Source organism: Anabaena lutea FACHB-196, assembly GCF_014698305.1.
Taxonomy (GTDB): domain Bacteria; phylum Cyanobacteriota; class Cyanobacteriia; order Cyanobacteriales; family Nostocaceae; genus Anabaena; species Anabaena lutea.
In genome coordinates this window covers 15,731-31,611 of sequence record NZ_JACJST010000017.1, presented here as the reverse complement: position 1 = coordinate 31,611, position 15,881 = coordinate 15,731, and the positions used below count along the sequence as shown (strand labels likewise).

Annotated in this window: 19 protein-coding genes; 12 read left to right on the top strand and 7 right to left on the bottom strand. The window is 40.0% G+C overall.

The features are described from left to right. Nucleotides 1–21 precede the first annotated feature (21 nt). The gene (locus tag H6G59_RS17845; RefSeq protein ID WP_190716732.1) at nucleotides 22–1,041 is read left to right on the top strand and encodes a hypothetical protein; all 1,020 of its coding nucleotides are present in this window, start codon (nucleotides 22–24) and stop codon (nucleotides 1,039–1,041) included. Nucleotides 1,042–1,362: 321 nt separating this feature from the next. Here the strand turns inward: H6G59_RS17845 and H6G59_RS17840 are convergent, their stop codons facing one another. Further along, a complete protein-coding gene (locus tag H6G59_RS17840; RefSeq protein WP_190716730.1) occupies nucleotides 1,363–1,941 on the bottom strand; it encodes a tyrosine-type recombinase/integrase in 579 nt (192 codons plus the stop codon). 222 nt (nucleotides 1,942–2,163) lie between these two features. Between H6G59_RS17840 and H6G59_RS17835 the strand changes: the two genes are divergently transcribed. The 9 genes from H6G59_RS17835 (at nucleotide 2,164) to H6G59_RS17795 (ending at nucleotide 8,539) form a co-directional block, all read left to right on the top strand. Next, nucleotides 2,164–2,487 (top strand): hypothetical protein, encoded by a 324-nt coding sequence (locus tag H6G59_RS17835; RefSeq protein WP_190716727.1) that lies wholly within the window; start codon nucleotides 2,164–2,166, stop codon nucleotides 2,485–2,487. A gap of 64 nt (nucleotides 2,488–2,551) precedes the next feature. Beyond that, complete coding sequence (locus H6G59_RS17830; protein WP_190716725.1) at nucleotides 2,552–3,070, top strand: hypothetical protein; 519 nt, start codon at nucleotides 2,552–2,554, stop codon at nucleotides 3,068–3,070. After that, nucleotides 3,071–3,358, top strand: coding sequence for a hypothetical protein (locus H6G59_RS17825; protein ID WP_190716723.1), 288 nt, complete (start codon nucleotides 3,071–3,073; stop codon nucleotides 3,356–3,358). Between the two features lie 23 nt (nucleotides 3,359–3,381). Further along, entirely contained in the window at nucleotides 3,382–6,045 is a 2,664-nt protein-coding gene (locus H6G59_RS17820; protein ID WP_190716721.1) for a hypothetical protein, read from the top strand. Nucleotides 6,046–6,047: 2 nt separating this feature from the next. Continuing rightward, a complete protein-coding gene (locus tag H6G59_RS17815; RefSeq protein ID WP_242038909.1) occupies nucleotides 6,048–6,863 on the top strand; it encodes a hypothetical protein in 816 nt (271 codons plus the stop codon). Nucleotides 6,864–6,971: 108 nt separating this feature from the next. Beyond that, the gene (locus tag H6G59_RS17810; RefSeq protein WP_190716719.1) at nucleotides 6,972–7,553 is read left to right on the top strand and encodes a hypothetical protein; all 582 of its coding nucleotides are present in this window, start codon (nucleotides 6,972–6,974) and stop codon (nucleotides 7,551–7,553) included. Beyond that, nucleotides 7,553–7,795: a hypothetical protein gene (locus H6G59_RS17805; protein ID WP_190716717.1), complete on the top strand. Its 243-nt coding sequence runs from the start codon at nucleotides 7,553–7,555 to the stop codon at nucleotides 7,793–7,795. The genes H6G59_RS17810 and H6G59_RS17805 overlap by 1 nt, the downstream gene beginning before the upstream one ends. Beyond that, on the top strand, nucleotides 7,792–8,274 hold the full coding sequence (locus H6G59_RS17800; protein ID WP_190716716.1) for a hypothetical protein: 483 nt from the start codon (nucleotides 7,792–7,794) through the stop codon (nucleotides 8,272–8,274). The genes H6G59_RS17805 and H6G59_RS17800 overlap by 4 nt, the downstream gene beginning before the upstream one ends. A 40-nt stretch (nucleotides 8,275–8,314) precedes the next feature. After that, a complete protein-coding gene (locus tag H6G59_RS17795) occupies nucleotides 8,315–8,539 on the top strand; it encodes a hypothetical protein (protein ID WP_190716714.1) in 225 nt (74 codons plus the stop codon). Between the two features lie 393 nt (nucleotides 8,540–8,932). On the opposite strand, the gene H6G59_RS17790 is transcribed toward H6G59_RS17795, so the two are convergent. Further along, nucleotides 8,933–9,073, bottom strand: a complete 141-nt coding sequence (locus H6G59_RS17790) for a hypothetical protein (protein WP_190716711.1) — start codon at nucleotides 9,071–9,073, stop codon at nucleotides 8,933–8,935. A gap of 333 nt (nucleotides 9,074–9,406) precedes the next feature. Here H6G59_RS17790 and H6G59_RS17785 point away from each other — a divergent pair, with 333 nt between their 5' ends. Further along, the gene (locus H6G59_RS17785; RefSeq protein ID WP_190716709.1) at nucleotides 9,407–10,354 is read left to right on the top strand and encodes a GDSL-type esterase/lipase family protein; all 948 of its coding nucleotides are present in this window, start codon (nucleotides 9,407–9,409) and stop codon (nucleotides 10,352–10,354) included. Between the two features lie 144 nt (nucleotides 10,355–10,498). On the opposite strand, the gene H6G59_RS17780 is transcribed toward H6G59_RS17785, so the two are convergent. Next, on the bottom strand, nucleotides 10,499–10,681 hold the full coding sequence (locus H6G59_RS17780) for a hypothetical protein (protein ID WP_190716707.1): 183 nt from the start codon (nucleotides 10,679–10,681) through the stop codon (nucleotides 10,499–10,501). A gap of 52 nt (nucleotides 10,682–10,733) precedes the next feature. After that, entirely contained in the window at nucleotides 10,734–11,354 is a 621-nt protein-coding gene (locus H6G59_RS17775) for a hypothetical protein (RefSeq protein ID WP_190716705.1), read from the bottom strand. 349 nt (nucleotides 11,355–11,703) lie between these two features. On the opposite strand from H6G59_RS17775, the gene H6G59_RS17770 reads away from it, so the two are divergent. Beyond that, a complete protein-coding gene (locus H6G59_RS17770) occupies nucleotides 11,704–12,252 on the top strand; it encodes a pentapeptide repeat-containing protein (RefSeq protein WP_190716703.1) in 549 nt (182 codons plus the stop codon). Between the two features lie 864 nt (nucleotides 12,253–13,116). On the opposite strand, the gene cobJ is transcribed toward H6G59_RS17770, so the two are convergent. Genes cobJ through H6G59_RS17755 form a run of 3 tightly spaced genes read right to left on the bottom strand, consistent with a single transcriptional unit; the run spans nucleotide 13,117 to nucleotide 15,870 of the window. Then, nucleotides 13,117–14,526 (bottom strand): precorrin-3B C(17)-methyltransferase, encoded by a 1,410-nt coding sequence (gene cobJ / locus H6G59_RS17765; RefSeq protein ID WP_190716700.1) that lies wholly within the window; start codon nucleotides 14,524–14,526, stop codon nucleotides 13,117–13,119. 10 nt (nucleotides 14,527–14,536) lie between these two features. Next, nucleotides 14,537–15,241: a precorrin-2 C(20)-methyltransferase gene (locus tag H6G59_RS17760; protein WP_190716698.1), complete on the bottom strand. Its 705-nt coding sequence runs from the start codon at nucleotides 15,239–15,241 to the stop codon at nucleotides 14,537–14,539. A 2-nt stretch (nucleotides 15,242–15,243) separates the two neighbouring features. Beyond that, entirely contained in the window at nucleotides 15,244–15,870 is a 627-nt protein-coding gene (locus H6G59_RS17755) for a precorrin-8X methylmutase (RefSeq protein ID WP_190716696.1), read from the bottom strand. Nucleotides 15,871–15,881: the final 11 nt, after the last annotated feature.

Below are 15,881 nucleotides of genomic sequence, written 5' to 3'. Positions count from 1 at the left end.
TCTGAATACCAAGTGATTACCATGTCCACCTTATTTAACCTTGATGAGTACACCTCATTACCAGAGACTCCTAGGTTGATAGATCCAACTTGGGATGAAATTGTTTTAGATTGTTCTGGAAAAGTAGAATCTAACGGTCAGGCTACATTGTTTTATGATTCATCAAGTGAACCACCAGACCCAGATGACTACGAAACACCTTATGACTTCCAGCAGGCATGGGATAAATGGGAAAAGCAGTTCCCAGAAATTGCCGAAGAAATTAAATTTAAATTCAAGGTTGGACAGAAAGTTGCGGTTTTAAAGTCCGATTCTAAATATTTTGGAGCCATCACCACAGTCAAGAAAATTCTTAGGTGTTCTGTGCAGACTGAACTCCGGGGAACGGCTGGAGTTTTCCACTGGTCAGAGTTGGAACTAATTAAAGATGTTGAGCAAGAATTTCTGGAAGAGTCAGACCAGGATTTTGTTGATGATGTTCTGGAAAAGCCAGTCAAGGGTTTCCATTTTGAAGAGGGTAAAGCTTACTGGCATTCTTCCAGAAACTGTAAATTCAAAATTACCAGGCTGCTCGCATCAGTTTCTAAAGCTCAGGGATATTTTGCCGGTGAAATCGTCAAGGAGAAAATTTTGTTATGCGAATTATCACCTCTTCTGGAAATATCTACTTCGCCTTCTTTACTCAAAGACTGCGCTACAAAGGTAAGTACTTCCTCTTCGCCTTCTTTACTCAAGGACTGCGCTACAAAGGTAAGTACTTCCTCATCACCTACGGAGTTAGGTGCAGAGTCCGATGAAGTGACAACTCTTCCAGAACAAGTTAATAGTGTTCTGGAAAAGTCTACAATTAACCAGTGGGTAGAGCGTTATTACGTCACGAGGTCAGGTAAAAAGTATTGGTATGACAGGTATTGCTACTACCAGAAGAAAATTAAACATATTCATATTCCTGGTAGTGATGGTTTGAAAGAGAGAGTTGAAAATGCGATCGCACTCGGACATCTTCCAGAACAAATCCAACAATTAATCAAGAGTGCATAAAAAAATAGGTATGTCTCCCACTCGCTGGGACATACCTATTAGGGGGCTTGTACATCATCATCTAGCTAATTTAACTGGTGCGGCGCTAATCGACTCTACCAGTTCCGATTGGAACACCGCAAGTACAAATATATCATAATTATTCTTTTTTGATTCCAAGGTACGCAGGATTATAAAAAACCACATATCGAAATTCTCCGTTACTCCTATCAGAACATTTGAGTGAAAGCTTGAATAATTCCTCAGCCAATTCTGGAAGAGTGTACTTTTCTGGAAAAGTTGCCAGTTGTAGTAATCGCTTATGGATTTTCTTGGGGATGGTCATAGTGTTGCGATCGCTCCTCTAATTTCATTGCCACTAATTTCTATGTAACCTTCCAAAGCTTTGAAGTCACGATGCCCGGTGATTTTTTTGATAGTCGCAGTGGCCACACCATTATTGTGTAGCTTGGTGATAAAACTCCGGCGGGTGGAATGAGTGCTGATACCCTTGGCGGTCAGACCTGATTTTTCCACCGCTTTCATAAATACCGCGTACACATTTCTCCAAGTGACGAACTTGTCACCGTCACGGTTTGGGAATAACCAGGGACTAGCACCAGGAGCGAATGACCGCAAATTTTCAAACAGAATTGGGTGAACCGGCACTTGCCTCGTTTCAGCACTTCCATCTGGCCGCTTTTTTCTGGTGGCAGCGCGAAAAGTGATCACATCTCTGGGTGTACCGTTCGAGTCGTACACATCGCTTACCCGCAACTGCACCAGAGCGCCCCACCGTTCACCTGTGTACCATGCCAAGTCCAATAGTAATTTGTACTTAATCGTTTTAATATTTCGTCTTAGTTTGGAATAATCACTTTCTGTTAGAATTGCAGCTTTTCCACATCGGTCATTTTTCATTGAAAAATATTTACCCTTAGCTATTCCGGTTTTACCTTGAAGGGCGGTAAATCTGGAATAGTTCTTTGATTACCCACTATCTATAATACCCTGTGTTCTATATATAGCAAGGTTTGTGACTAATTCTTTAACATTCCGTTTTTACATAAAAGTGGAATATTTACATTTAATTGATAGGGATTTATTAATGGTTTAGAAACTATTGAAGATTAATTAACTAACATGGCTGAACCAACATTAATCCAAATTTTTGGTGCAGGCGCATCACAAGACGCTACCACAGTAACCATACTCAAATCTGACATTGGAGTCACCGCGTCCGCTGCATCAGGTGAGGCGATTTTGGCTGGTATGACTCTCAAGGCTAAAGATTATTTAACCCAAACCAACTACGACGCAAATATTGACCAGTCAATTGTTATAGCAGAAGGCTTCCCCGGCTTTGCAAATCGGGGGGAAGACAGTATTCAGTATCGAAATGATGAAATATCAATAACCTTCTCCAAGGTAGATAGTGCTGCAACTTTAGACCCCAACGATTATTAATCAACATCTGTTGTTGTTAGGAGGGCGGGCATTGCCCTCTTGATTTGAAAATTACGGGCAATAGATGATGAGCGACCCATGCAGAATAATTTGGGATGAAGTCGGTGAACATATTATTAACAATCCCAAAAATTACTCTTACGAAATCAAACAACAGGGAAATTGGCGGATAGGTTTTAAAGGCAGTGGGGAAACTACGATTTACATTGAAAATTTCTCAGGACTACCCACCGATGTTTGGGGTAGTACAACCTTGCCTTTAGGAAATTGCGATTATGGTTGGAGACACTTGACCAGAAATGGACAACCAGAACCACCGCTATATCCTAATACAAGAAATGTACTTTGCAACAGTCGCGGCTCTTTTGTTATTACAGAAGCAACTTTCACGGTTACGGGCAATATTTTAGAAATCACCGACAATGGGCAACTTTTCACCTACAGCATAATAGATGTCAACTCTGTAGAAGTGAAAGATTGTTGCCCAGAAAATACGCTTGACTGTGGTGACTGCTGTCTTGACTGCGCGACGATTTTTAACGCTATTTCTGCTATCAGGAAGTCAATATCAGGGATTAAATAAATGAGTAGCTGTAATGAGATTTCTGGTGAAATAGCTAATTTAGCTGCTCAAGTAGCGGCTTTAAAAAATAAACTTGATTCCGATAAATCTAAGCCCAATCCTAATGACCCGGATAGCAGTCCAAATTTATCAGGCATATACAAACGCTTGGACAAAATCGAAGCTTATATTAGTAAGCTTGATACTGCGGGGCAAAAGATTGTTGATTTAATACCTGTTGTCAAAGAAGAAGTAATCGGTTTTGTGCAGTTGATCGTAGAGGGCTTTATAGCGGGATTATTAAAATGAGTATACCGTCCGACCCTTCGTTTGTGCGAATTCCTAATACTGTACAGGAACTACTTAAAGGGTACAGAACGTCTAGAAAGGTTTTAAGTAGTTCAATAAATGATGTTAGAAATACGACCAGATTAGTCAACAAGCAAAGGCTTGAAAACATTAAATTAACTAAAGACTTAAAAAAAGTTTCTGATAAGGTATTGGAGAAAGTACCGGGTTCAACCGCAGTTGCAAAAGCTGGCAAGGCAAGCTTGGCTTTGGGTGGAATCGTTATCGGTTTAGGCACTTTTGGGATTCTCATGATTGATTTGTATTGGCTGCGTCCTATGCTTCAAAAAGCACAGGAAAGCTTTAACAATTCTCTTGCGAAAGACTTATCAAAAGCATTAACACAGATAACAATTAATAGGTCAAAAATTAAACAACTTGAATTGAGCGATCAACGGACCAGAGATAGAGCTTATGCCCTTGAAAAGCAAATTCCCTCAATCAAAAAAGATGCAAATGATGCTTTGTATGAAACTCGTAAGGGTAGAGAGATTTTAGAAGGGAAAATATCAGAAAGTAAAAAACAAGCAAATGATGCCTTGTATGAAGTTCGTGCAGGTAGGCAGATTCTAGAGGGGAAAATAGCGGAGTCCCGTAAATTAGGAAATGATGCCTTATATGAAGTTCGTGCAGGTAGAGATATCTTAGAGGCGAAGGTATCAGAAGCCCGTAAATTAGGGAATGATGCCCTTTACGAGACAAGGCAGGGTAGAACGTTGTTAGACACCCTCTCAAAGCAGTACAACGAATTGTCTTTGAAATTCAAGCAAGGCTTGGGCGATTCAATTAGTAGCACTATCGCTGCTTTAAAAGCAGATATACAATCTGCAAAAGCTATTGCTCAAAAGGCAGAAACTAAAAATGGTTTGCAAGATGCATCAATAAATGCAGCAGTTGAACAAACCAAAGCCTTAGCTCGTGCATTTGACGCAGTTCCTAAAGCATCAGACCTTTTTCAAGTACGGAGTGAGGTTGATTTATTACGTCAAACAAATCAATATCAATTAGATGCATTGACCGCTAGAGATGCAGCTTTAGCAGGAAGCATTAACAATCTCGCTGCAAATGATGCAAAATTAGCAGCGTCAATTGATAAAGCAAATAATAAAGTTAACACACCGGATCTATCGCCATTACAAAAAGAATTAGATGACAAATTCAATGCTTTTGTTACTAAGAATAACAAAGATTTGAATATCCGAGATTTGAAAACCAAGGACTTAGCTAAGTCGGAGTTATCCAAAGAATTTGACAAGAGGATAGCTGATTTTGAGAAGCTGTCAAATCTAACAAGTGAACAGCGTTTTCAAGAGTTTAAAAAGCAAAATTCAAAGGACTTGGTTCAATCTGAACTGTCCAAGGAATTCGACAAGAAGATAGCTGACTTTGAAAAGCTTTCTGATCTTTCGGCTGACCAGCGGTTTAAGGAATTTCAGAAAGAAAATGCAATTGCTTTAGGGTTGAAAGGTAGTGAGTTAGAAAAGGTTGATGCATCACTGAAGCTAGATATTAATGGGTTAAAACAAGAATTGAAAAAAGTTGGAACTGAAATCAATGGTCTAGATACCAAGATTAAGGAGAGAGAAAAGGTGGATATCGAAGCCAATCAAAAACTCGATAAAATGATACCTTTGATATCTAGTATTCCTCTAATTCCTGGCAAGGTAGCCGATACCATTAAACCCTCTATCCCTACCCTTCCTCAGATTAATACTGAGGTAGGAAAGGCTATTTGCAAATCATTTAATGGTGGGTGTGGTAAACAATCCCTAGATAAGCAAAGTGCAGACATTAATAGTGCGGATAAGGCTAACAATAATGACTTGTTGAATAAATTAAATGCTGGGGCAAACGCTGGACAATTGGCACTGCTCACGAAGATTGATAATAAGTTAGGAGCGCAGATTGTTGGTGGTATTGGAGGGAAGTTAGTTGATGGTTTTAAGTGGTTGCAATTGGATAGAGTTCTAAATGTTTTAACATTTGCGGCTACAGTTCAAAATCACTTGATGTTGTCAAATGACATTGGACAAACCTTGTTGGGTGCATTCAATAATATCTTGCAATTGATTGGTATTAAAGACGATAAAGGTCAAGCAGTTAATGTAGGGGAAATTATTGGTAACACAATTGAGAACATTATCAAAGGTATTGTGGGAACTGAAAATTATGCAACTTTATCACTTGCCTGGTCTAAGGCTAATCGAATATACCAAGCATCGACAAATATATTAAATAGTTTTCAAGGATTGGCAAGCTCAATATTAAATGGACTGGAATTAGTGGCCGGACAGAATGGCAAGATAGGTAATGCATTAAGAAAGGCTGGACAAGTTCTTGATGACGCTTATGGCTGGATGAATCCTCAACCTAAAATAAATAGAATTACTAATTTTCTGGAAGGATTGCAGCAAGGCGCTTCAACAATTCAACAGGTAACTCAAGTACCGCTAGATATTATTTCTCAAACAACTGAATTAACTAATTCAACAACTGAATTATTGAAAGTATGGAAGGAAGATGATAAGCCCGAAAACAAGGCTGCGCCTATTCCTGAACCGGATAAATTAAAAGCTGATGAAGCAGCCGCAGCCGCAGCAAGCGCGGGGAAAGAAACACCAGAGGCTGATTTGGAGGCTGATGAATAATTATGGCTTTACCAGAAGGATTCAATAGTTGGAAACATTTAAGAGAGACAGTAGAGCTTGTACATAATCGTCGGGTAAGGGCATTCTATAAAAATCAGCCTGATGATGACATTTCAACACCTAAAAGGTCGTTGAAGGTTGCCTGCCTTATCCAGTCCAAGGATACGGTAATTTTAGTACTACTAAGAATGTGGTTGTTTGAAATTACGGCTGGACACGCACAGTCTATACAAACACCTATTTACGGAATTCCGGTACAGGAATTTCAAAGAGATAGCAAATTTAAGCCACAGATACGGCTCTATTTCAAAGAGTCGTACGACTTTGAAAAGCACGGCTCTGGCACGGAACAGGTTCGCGGCGAAATTACTTTTCATGTAATGAACAGAACAGCCGAAACCATCAAGTATGCGGATTCTTTGGAATATGCCAATGAGATAAAAGCTGAGTTTGCGACACCTCCCTTGGTGTGGAAGAAGGGGAAATACAAATGCACTTACATTGACTTGGAGAATGGCTTTGATTTTAGGGTATTAACTATTAGCAAGGCAGAGGGGATTTCTATTATCCAAAGTTGTTTGAAAATTTTAGACAAGACTTACAATGATGATTTTTTTCAGTTTATAGAAAATACCAAAACTTACCCAGCGCTGCCTGGTACACATCTGGTATATGGAAAAACGGTCAGGAAGCCGCGCCAACGTCCAACGGCTGATGTGAAATTCACCCACGCCCAATTAATCATTCCGGGGCAAATCAAGCCAGTTAACCTAGTGTCCGTGGCGGGGCGGTTACGCAATGCCATTGTGGAGGTCTAGCATTTTCAATTCTTCGCGCTTCTTTTTCGACAAGTTAACTTGTCGCTGGTTTAAACCTTCCCAAAACACGGTGCTAGAGTGGGTTTCAAGAAATAAGGAGAAATTCACGTGGGAAGATATACAGACATCAGACGCGGCGTTGAATTAAATGCAGCGTTGACCAAATTACGAGCATATGAAGACCTGACCAGGGCGCAAAAACAAGCTGCTTACAAGGCTCAACGGGGTACTTCTGTGAAGGTTAAGCCAAATAAGGTTAAAGGATTTGTGGAATCCTTCAATTTAGCTGGTCGGATATATTTACCTGTGAGATTGCTCTCTGATACTCAGTCTGGAAACACAGATATTACTACCTTGGTAAGAGAAGCAGCTGCAACTACAGGGCGAACGATAGCTGTAGGCTTTACCGTTCCCCAGGGCGGGGTCTTGCTGGATGGGTTGACTGGTTTTAAAGCGGCAAGATTTGGCGTTGTGAAGCGTGGTGCGGCGGTCGCTGACAATGAGTCACGTGTGACCGATATTCAGTATGCACGCTACGACAACAAATCAACTTCTTCGCCGTTTGGATCTCAGCAGGCAGGAAATGAAGCTTACGCCACGGCTGTATCTGAAATTAAAGATATTGCCAACGTAAAAACTTTTTTGGCATCCGAAGGCAATCGAATTTATTTTGCTCCTGAGATTATCTAATGTCTAGTCAATTAATACTTCCCAAAGACTACCGGGATTTACTTTTTGTCTCTGCACCTGACGAGCGCAGCATCCAGGGTATGCTCACGATTAATCAGGCTTCAGTCGATTGGCTGCAAGGCAAGATTGATACGGGGACATACTTTGACATTCTAGATGAGTATGGTGTTGACCCCTTTGATCATGTTGAGCCAGTTGAGGACATTCTTGACGGACAATTATCACCGTTACTTCTGCCATGAGAGTTGTAGAGCTTTCTAATAATGCAAATTGGGAAAGTATTTACACCACAAGCGTTACAGGGGCGGTTCTTTACACTGAAGAGGGTAAGCCCGTCCCTGTACCAATTCCCCCCGTAGATATACCTTTTTTGCTAGAATCTTTCATTTTTGCGATTAGTGTTGCAACGACAGTACCAGAAGACGCTACATGGCGTTTTGCGGGATACGTCAATCAAAAGATATCAACTGGTGTGGTCTTGGGTGGCTCTCAGGATGCAACTTTCAATAAGTCCCAAGCATTATTTTTAGATCAGAATAATTTGGTGATGTTCCCGAAAGTAAGTGCTACTTACAGCTTGAGCATTAATTTACCGCGCTGGTTTCTGGATGCACAAATTATTGTTTGGCGGTACACGGGGATTGATGATACTTCCGAGGAAATTTTACTTACTCAAGAATTCGCTAATTTGAACTTTAAGCTAGACCAGCTAGTGTCATAGGCAATTAGCGAGCGATCGCACTTTCACCTTTTCCAGAATCATGAGTACTGAACGATTGACGATGTTGATCACCGTCCTGACTATTGCCACACAGTCAGGACTTTATTTAATCACTGGTGGCTTTTCCATTGGTAGCAAGGTTTCTGATATGGGTGCTGAAATTAAGTTACTCAGGTCTGAGATAGTCGCACAGAATGAAATTCAGAATTATCGCCTGGACGAGCTTGAAGGGGCAAAAACTGCCAACTCGTCTAGTGAAAATTAACTCTATTGCTAACTAATATCAATAGAGTCTGGATGAACTTTTATCAAGCTGGTGCGGTTGATTTTTAAGAAGCTTGATTTATCAATACTTTCACCTCTTGAAAGCATCTGCACCTGGACGCGGGAAGCTGTGTCGCGGTGACTCTTTCCTTATTGAGAATTAATGAGAACGTGCTGTGCCAAAGCACCAGTTCTTAGCACGCTCTAGTAAAAATGTACTCCGACTTAACTATGAGTTACCTCTGACTTCCGATTGGGGATTCCATCTAAAATCGCAAATCGCAAATCAAAATTTTAATTAATTTTTTTTCGCTAGTTTGATTATTTGCTTTATGGACACTAGACAGCGATGGAAAACCTTGCTGCTAGTGTCCTTGTAGCTTACTTAATGATTCTAGTTTAGAGCATAGGCAGATTGTAACGCCCATAGAATGAGCGCTGCTATCGACCCCAACAGCAAAACAGTAGAGATAGTCACTACTTTTGGGGAATCTGCACCTTCAAATTTCATAATTCCGCGATTTAAGTCAGACATAGCTTTGTAAACCTCCTTTGTTACAGTGCTAATCTGTCCGTCTTGATTGTAGTCTTTCTGTTGGACGATGATGTTAAATTTACATTATTATTTTCTTTAAGCTTTGCAACGGTTTTTTAAGTAAAAGCACTTTTTCATATAGGCATCCGATTTGAATAGATCGAAGCCCACCAAAACCATGATACGGTGGGCATTGCCCACCTACGTATATTTCAAAAATCAAATATTAGTCCTATAGGTAATAGCTACTTTTGTAATCTGTTGGCTGCTTTTTGATGAATTTTGTATAAACTTGTATAATTTATTACTATATTATTTTCGAGGAAATTGTCAGTGAAAGAGGTACTAATCGTCATTTTGGCGGTATCGGTGGGATTATTGGTGGTGATAGAGTTAGGATTGCGATCGCTCTTTGGTTTTGGTAATCCCCTGATTTACATTGGTGATGAGCAAATTGGTTATTTATTAGCACCTAACCAAAGCACCCGTCGCCTGGGAAATCAGATTGAAATTAATGAATTTTCCATGCGGAGTGGAAAAATCTCCAAAATACCTACATCTGGAACCTTAAGAGTTTTGCTTTTAGGCGATTCTATTGCTAATGGCGGTTGGTGGACAGATCAAAAGAATACTATTTCTAGTTTGCTGATGGCTTCTTTGTCATCACAGAGTCATTACCAACAAGTAGAAGTGCTAAATGCTTCAGCTAACTCTTGGGGTCCAAGAAATGAATTAGCTTATTTACAGCGTTTTGGCAATTTTCAAGCTCAGGTGCTGATTTTACTAATTAATACTGATGATTTATTTGCTACTGCGCCTAGTTCTTTACCTGTGGGGCGCGATCGCAACTACCCAAATCATAAACCGCCATTAGCAATTGCGGAAGTGTTACAGCGTTACGTTTTTAAACAAAAATCGATTCCTGAACTTCAAGCATTGCAGAATGAAACAGGCGATCGCGTCGGTATAAATTTAGAAGCAATTAGTAAAATTCAGAATTTCGCTCAAGAAAATAATAGTCAATTCCTACTGGTTATGACTCCTTTACTCAGAGAAATCGGCGAACCAGGTTCCCATGACTATGAAATTGTCGCCCGTAAACGCCTCAGTGATTTTACTAAGGAACAACAAATTAATTATATAGATTTTTTACCAAAATTTAATTCAATTGCTAACCCACAAGCCTTATATCAAGACCATATTCACATGAACACGAAAGGAAATAAATTTGTGAGTCAAGAAATCGAGAAATTGCTTTTAGAAAAATTGCAATTGGTATGAATCTTACGCAAGGGGTTTAACATTGCTAAACTCCTACAAAGAAACTCTCAATCTTTGATTAATAGCATAGTTCTTCCTTGTCAATTCCATCATAACACATCTAAAACTCAATGTCAACACTTCTCTTCCTCTCTTAGCGTCAGGTTAATCGTAGGTTGGGTTGAGGAACGAAACCCAACAAGCCAACATTAGCAAACACTTGACATTCACATCATCTGTCTGAATCAGGATTTCTAGGATTAAAGGATGAACAGGATATTGAGCTTTGTCCTCCTTATTTAAGGAGGATTTAGGAGGATCTAAAGTTTTTAATACATCACCCACCACTTTTAAAACATCCTCTTACTAATATCCTGCCCCAAAATATGAAAATTGCAATTCAATCTAAATTCCTAATCCAGATTGCTAAACCTCCACCACGGCCACGGGCTGCAATGAAATCTTCCGTGACTAAAAAGAAGGCAAAAAAAGCTAATTTAGCTATAGGCTGGTTGTAGAAATCCTCAGTGTCAACTTTACCAGAACGAATTGGTTGATTGTAAACAACACGATTAAATAAACTAAATTGCATCTGGGTAAAGTCAAAAGCCAATAAATTTTTTTTACCTAAATATTGTGCTGGCCCCGTCAACTTCAACGACACCTGACCAAATTCAACCTGATTACCAATTTCCCCCCTACCTGAAGCCTGTTCTAAACTGGGACTAAAGGAAATATGGGCTGCTGCAAATTTGGGTAAATAAAAACCTTTACCCAATATAATTCCCCCGCGCTTTCTAACTTTTTTTGTCCCAGTCGCAAAACAAAGCCGCCATTTACCAATCAGAGAATCAAAAGGATAATTCAGCCGTTGCTGTTTAGCAGTTTTTTCTGCTTGTAGTAAGGCATTTACTAGTACCTCAGCAGCCGGAAGTTTGCTTCCCTCTCGATACGCAGCAGCAGCTTGGGATAGGGTGCTGACAAAATCAGGTGTAGTGGTAGATGTCAAATCAGCCTTCATGTTAATAATTTTTTGCTGTTCCCATAGTCTTGATAGATTTTAACGTTGATCTCAATACCAATGAACATCTAGGACTCATATTTGATTTTTTGATTTTTGAAACACACGTAGGGTGGGCATTGCCCAGCTTATATTACTCACCCTACAAATACTGAGATTTCTTCAAGCATCAAATCGGATTGCTATAGATATTCAGATTGCCTGTACATGACATTACCATTAAGTTAAGTATCTTTCCATTAAGACATGGTTTAAAACACCAAAAACATTAGCACAATAGAATTACCAAATAGTTTTTGGTGTGGTTTGAGGAATATCTAACTCACCTATAGGTATAACGAGGTGAAATATGGATACTAAAAAACTCCTGAGTCAATATAAATCAGGAGAGCGGAATTTTCAGGGCATAACTCTACATCAGGCTAATTTAAATCAGGCTAACTTGAGTGGGGTTAATTTAGCTGAAGCTGACTTGAGTGGTGCTGACTTAAGTCAAGCTAACTTGAGTGGATGTAACTTAACCAGAGCAAATTTGACTAATGCTGACTTAAATGGAGCAAATTTGCAATATACCAATTTGAGTGAAGTTAACTTCATTGGCGCTGATTTAATGAAAGCCAATCTCAAAGAAAGTAACCTGAGTCGTGCCGATTTGCGTGGTGCAAATTTAATGTTGGCAAACTTACTGGGTGCAAACCTCAGTGAAGCAGAAATGAGTGGTGCTGTTTTCACTGGTGCTAATCTCGACAAAGCCAATTTAATTGGTAGTAATATCAATGAATCAGAATTTAATAGTGCAGATTTAGCAGGAGCAATCATCACTGAAGTAGAGATGACCGAGGAAATTTTGCATATCGGTTTATCCCATCAATGGATAACTTGGGCTGGGAGTTACTAATTCTCTGGAGACGCAGTTGCTATAAATAAAATTTTTGGACATAACTCTATTAGTTATGTCTTTTTATTTCTGCATTCTCACCTAATCAAAAGACAGGGGCAATTCATGAATTACCTCTACGCCCATAAAGCGCAGCCTCATACCATTTCACTTGAAGATTGATACACATTGACAGACGTGGAAGGAGATTCATTTGTAGCTTTAATGAAGTGAATTGATATGATATGGAATTTTTTCAGGAATCAGCAGTAGAAGCTGCTTGATATTTGACAGCCTTAGCCATATTTTAATTTATCTTAAAATTTTCAGTTTTACCTCCTGCAACTTGTAATCTGCTGATATAAAAAAAATGATATAAAAAAATGCCCGCGTTAGCAGACATTTATAAGGGCTTTTTACTTGTATAGGCTACAATCATGTATGGAAGATGCTGTTTTTATTGTTGATGATTAGAACTAAAAAATCAAGCCTTTTAAACTAATTAACCAGACATAATCACTTGAATTATATCTTTTTTATCAAGATTTTTAATCTTCAAATCTCAGCTTAATAAAAGACATTATACCTGTTGAATGAATCAGTTTTATCTGCCTTAATCTGCGGTTAATTATCGGGAATTAAATAAAAATCATGCCCAAATAAAGCCCGAACCTAGGTTATTTGTACTTACACTCACCACAAGGATTGCCATATAGTCAATTACTAAAATCAACAAATTATTTTTAGACATAATTCCCTTATTTATGTCTTTGAGTCTTCAGATTTCTTGGTATTTTTAAATTAAAAAGGTAAAGGTGGTCAGGTATAACAGCCCCAAGGATAAGCTTTTATTGTTGGGGCTTTATTTATGGATGAAATAGCTAATCAGGCTTGATAACGGCGCGGTGTATAAACCCAGACTTGATCATCACCCTGTTGAATCTGGCGAGTTTGAGAGGAACCAATGAGAATCAAAGTTCGCATATCGGCTGATGCTGCTTCTAACTGGTCAAGAGTGATGACTTTAACAGCTTCTCCAGGTCTACCAAGATTCCGCCCTAATACTACCGGAGTATCTGGTTTTCTGTACTGTAGCAAGATATTTTTAGCTTCTGCTAATTGCCAAGTGCGTTCTTTGGAAACAGGATTATAAAAGGCAATGACAAAATCAGCTTGGGCTGCTGCGGTAATGCGTTGGGTGATAATTTCCCAAGGTTTTAAAATGTCAGATAGGGAAATCGCACAGAAGTCATGTCCTAATGGTGCGCCAATGGTTGCTGCTGTGGCTTGCATGGCGGATATTCCAGGGGCGACTTGGATTTCGATGTTTTGCCATTCTGGTTTGTTGTAGTGGTCTAGAACTTCAAATACTGCGGCTGCCATTGCATAGATACCGGGGTCGCCTGATGAAACCACTGCTACATATCTTCCCTGGGCTGCTAAGTCTAGCGCCATTTTTGCCCGTGCTTCTTCTTCTCGGTTGTCGGACTCATGAATGTGTTTACCATCAGCAAGAGAACCGATTAAATTTATATAAGTTTTATAACCGACTAAATCAGTAGCAGCATTGAGAATTTCTTTGACTTGGGGAGACATCCATTTTGATGCACCTGGGCCAGTCCCAATTATGGCTAATTTTCCCCGTTGTTGTTCAACGGTTTCGGGCTTGTCCAGGTGATAAACTAAACAGTTAGGTTGAGGAGTTCCCAAATTTTCAGTAATCTGAATTGTTAACTCTCCATTGGGGTCTATTGGTAATTGACTTTCACTCAACCAAGGGGCTGTTCCTTCTAATTTAACTTTTGCCCCGGCTAATAAGTCAGCAATAAATTTTTTTCCATCTTCTGGGTTAGCTAAATGATATCCAGGAGGAGGAGATAACAAAGCTGTGCGAAAACGCAAATCACCTGTGGTCGTAATTGCTGGTTTGACATTTAGCACTTCTGCAATTTGACGGGCTAAATCATTGACTCCACTCAGTCCACCTAAAAGCGGGACTACTGCGCTACCATCTTCAGCTACGGCTAATACTGGGGGTTCTTGACTTTTATCTGTAATTAGGGGTGCTAAAGTTCTGATGAGAATACCAGCTGCACAAATACCAATTAATGGCGTGCCGGTAGCGAATAATTCCCGTAATGTTTCGCCAAAATTTGTAAAACTAACATCAACATCTGAGGTGCGATTTGCTAAACCGTATAATTTCGCCCCTGGTAAAATATTGGTAATTTTCCGCCCTACTGCTACACTATTTTGACCCAATATAACAACGGCAGTTGCAACCCTTGTGTTCATATTTTAGATTTTAGAGTTTCTGTTTAGTCGGTATGACAATCATCGAAAAATATGGAACTTCTTCGGGATTTACTTCATCGAGTGGTAAAATTCGCTGTTGTGTCGTTGTTGCCCGTTCAATATATTTTGCCCGTGATGCTATTCCTAATTGATGGAGGATATCGCGGACTTTGGTAAAATGGCGACCCAGTTTCATGATTGCAGCTGCGTCTGTGGCTAATAGATGTGTAATTAGCATTTCTGTGGGCAGTGTGGCAGGTAGAACTGTGAGAATATCGTTGTAGTAGGTGAACGGTACGCCTAGGGAGACTGGACAGGCCATGAGTGAAGATATACCGGGGACAACTTCCGTTTGGTATTTATCAGATAAACGTGTGAAGATATACATGAAGGAACCGTAAAAAAACGGATCTCCTTCACATAAAACAACCACATCCCGACCAGATGCGAGATGGTCGGCTATCGGTTCAACTTCTTGGTCGTAGATGGATTTGGCTTTTTCGGGTTCTAAGGCACGGGGGAGATGATACAAAACTTCGATTTGATTGCCTGGTAAATATTGCGACACTATTTTTCTGGCGATACTTTCCCGGTCTGTGGCTGATTGATAAGCGATGACGGGGGCCGATTGTAATAGCCGCAATGCTTTTAGGGTCAATAGTTCTGGATCTCCAGGCCCTACACCAATTCCATACAGACGACCTCCCGTTTTCATGATTATTCTTCCTCGGTTGCTAAGGCGTTAATGGCAGCTGCTGCGATCGCACTTCCGCCCCGTCTTCCATGTAAAGTTAAGAATGGGACATTGCGGCTATCCGCTGCCAATGCTGCTTTTGATTCGGCTGCACCCACAAACCCCACGGGAAAGCCTAAAATTATGGCTGGACGTGGAACGCCAGTATCAAGCATTTCTAATAACCTAAACAGGGCTGTAGGTGCATTTCCAATCGCTACTACTGCCCCGTCTAGATGAAAACGCCATAATTCTAACGCTGCTGCTGACCGCGTATTTCTTAACCGTTTGGCTATTTGTGGCACTTCTGGGTCGTTGAGAGTACAGATAACGTTGTTATTGGCAGGTAATCTTTTTCTGGTAACACCTTCAGCTACCATACGGCAATCACACAAAATTGGTGCGCCAGCTGCTAAGGCTTTTCTACCTGACTCTACCGCATCTGCTGAATATCCCAAGTCTGTGACTATATCCGTCATTCCACAGGCATGAATCAGGCGTACTGCTACTTGTGCTACATCTGGAGGCAGGAGATCTAGGTTCGCTTCTGACCGGATAATAGCAAAGGAATTTCTGTATATTTCATTAGCATCGCGTATATAGTTTGACATTTTTTCTGGAT

Excerpts from the sequence above, each read along its gene's own strand:
- H6G59_RS17845 (WP_190716732.1), top strand. The coding sequence starts at position 22 with ATGTCCACCTTATTTAACCTTGATGAGTACACCTCATTACCAGAGACT.
- H6G59_RS17840 (WP_190716730.1), bottom strand. The coding sequence starts at position 1,941 with ATGAAAAATGACCGATGTGGAAAAGCTGCAATTCTAACAGAAAGTGAT.
- H6G59_RS17835 (WP_190716727.1), top strand. The coding sequence starts at position 2,164 with ATGGCTGAACCAACATTAATCCAAATTTTTGGTGCAGGCGCATCACAA.
- H6G59_RS17830 (WP_190716725.1), top strand. The coding sequence starts at position 2,552 with ATGATGAGCGACCCATGCAGAATAATTTGGGATGAAGTCGGTGAACAT.
- H6G59_RS17825 (WP_190716723.1), top strand. The coding sequence starts at position 3,071 with ATGAGTAGCTGTAATGAGATTTCTGGTGAAATAGCTAATTTAGCTGCT.
- H6G59_RS17815 (WP_242038909.1), top strand. The coding sequence starts at position 6,048 with ATGGCTTTACCAGAAGGATTCAATAGTTGGAAACATTTAAGAGAGACA.
- H6G59_RS17805 (WP_190716717.1), top strand. The coding sequence starts at position 7,553 with ATGTCTAGTCAATTAATACTTCCCAAAGACTACCGGGATTTACTTTTT.
- H6G59_RS17800 (WP_190716716.1), top strand. The coding sequence starts at position 7,792 with ATGAGAGTTGTAGAGCTTTCTAATAATGCAAATTGGGAAAGTATTTAC.
- H6G59_RS17795 (WP_190716714.1), top strand. The coding sequence starts at position 8,315 with ATGAGTACTGAACGATTGACGATGTTGATCACCGTCCTGACTATTGCC.
- H6G59_RS17790 (WP_190716711.1), bottom strand. The coding sequence starts at position 9,073 with ATGTCTGACTTAAATCGCGGAATTATGAAATTTGAAGGTGCAGATTCC.
- H6G59_RS17775 (WP_190716705.1), bottom strand. The coding sequence starts at position 11,354 with ATGAAGGCTGATTTGACATCTACCACTACACCTGATTTTGTCAGCACC.
- H6G59_RS17770 (WP_190716703.1), top strand. The coding sequence starts at position 11,704 with ATGGATACTAAAAAACTCCTGAGTCAATATAAATCAGGAGAGCGGAAT.
- cobJ (WP_190716700.1), bottom strand. The coding sequence starts at position 14,526 with ATGAACACAAGGGTTGCAACTGCCGTTGTTATATTGGGTCAAAATAGT.
- H6G59_RS17760 (WP_190716698.1), bottom strand. The coding sequence starts at position 15,241 with ATGAAAACGGGAGGTCGTCTGTATGGAATTGGTGTAGGGCCTGGAGAT.
- H6G59_RS17755 (WP_190716696.1), bottom strand. The coding sequence starts at position 15,870 with ATGTCAAACTATATACGCGATGCTAATGAAATATACAGAAATTCCTTT.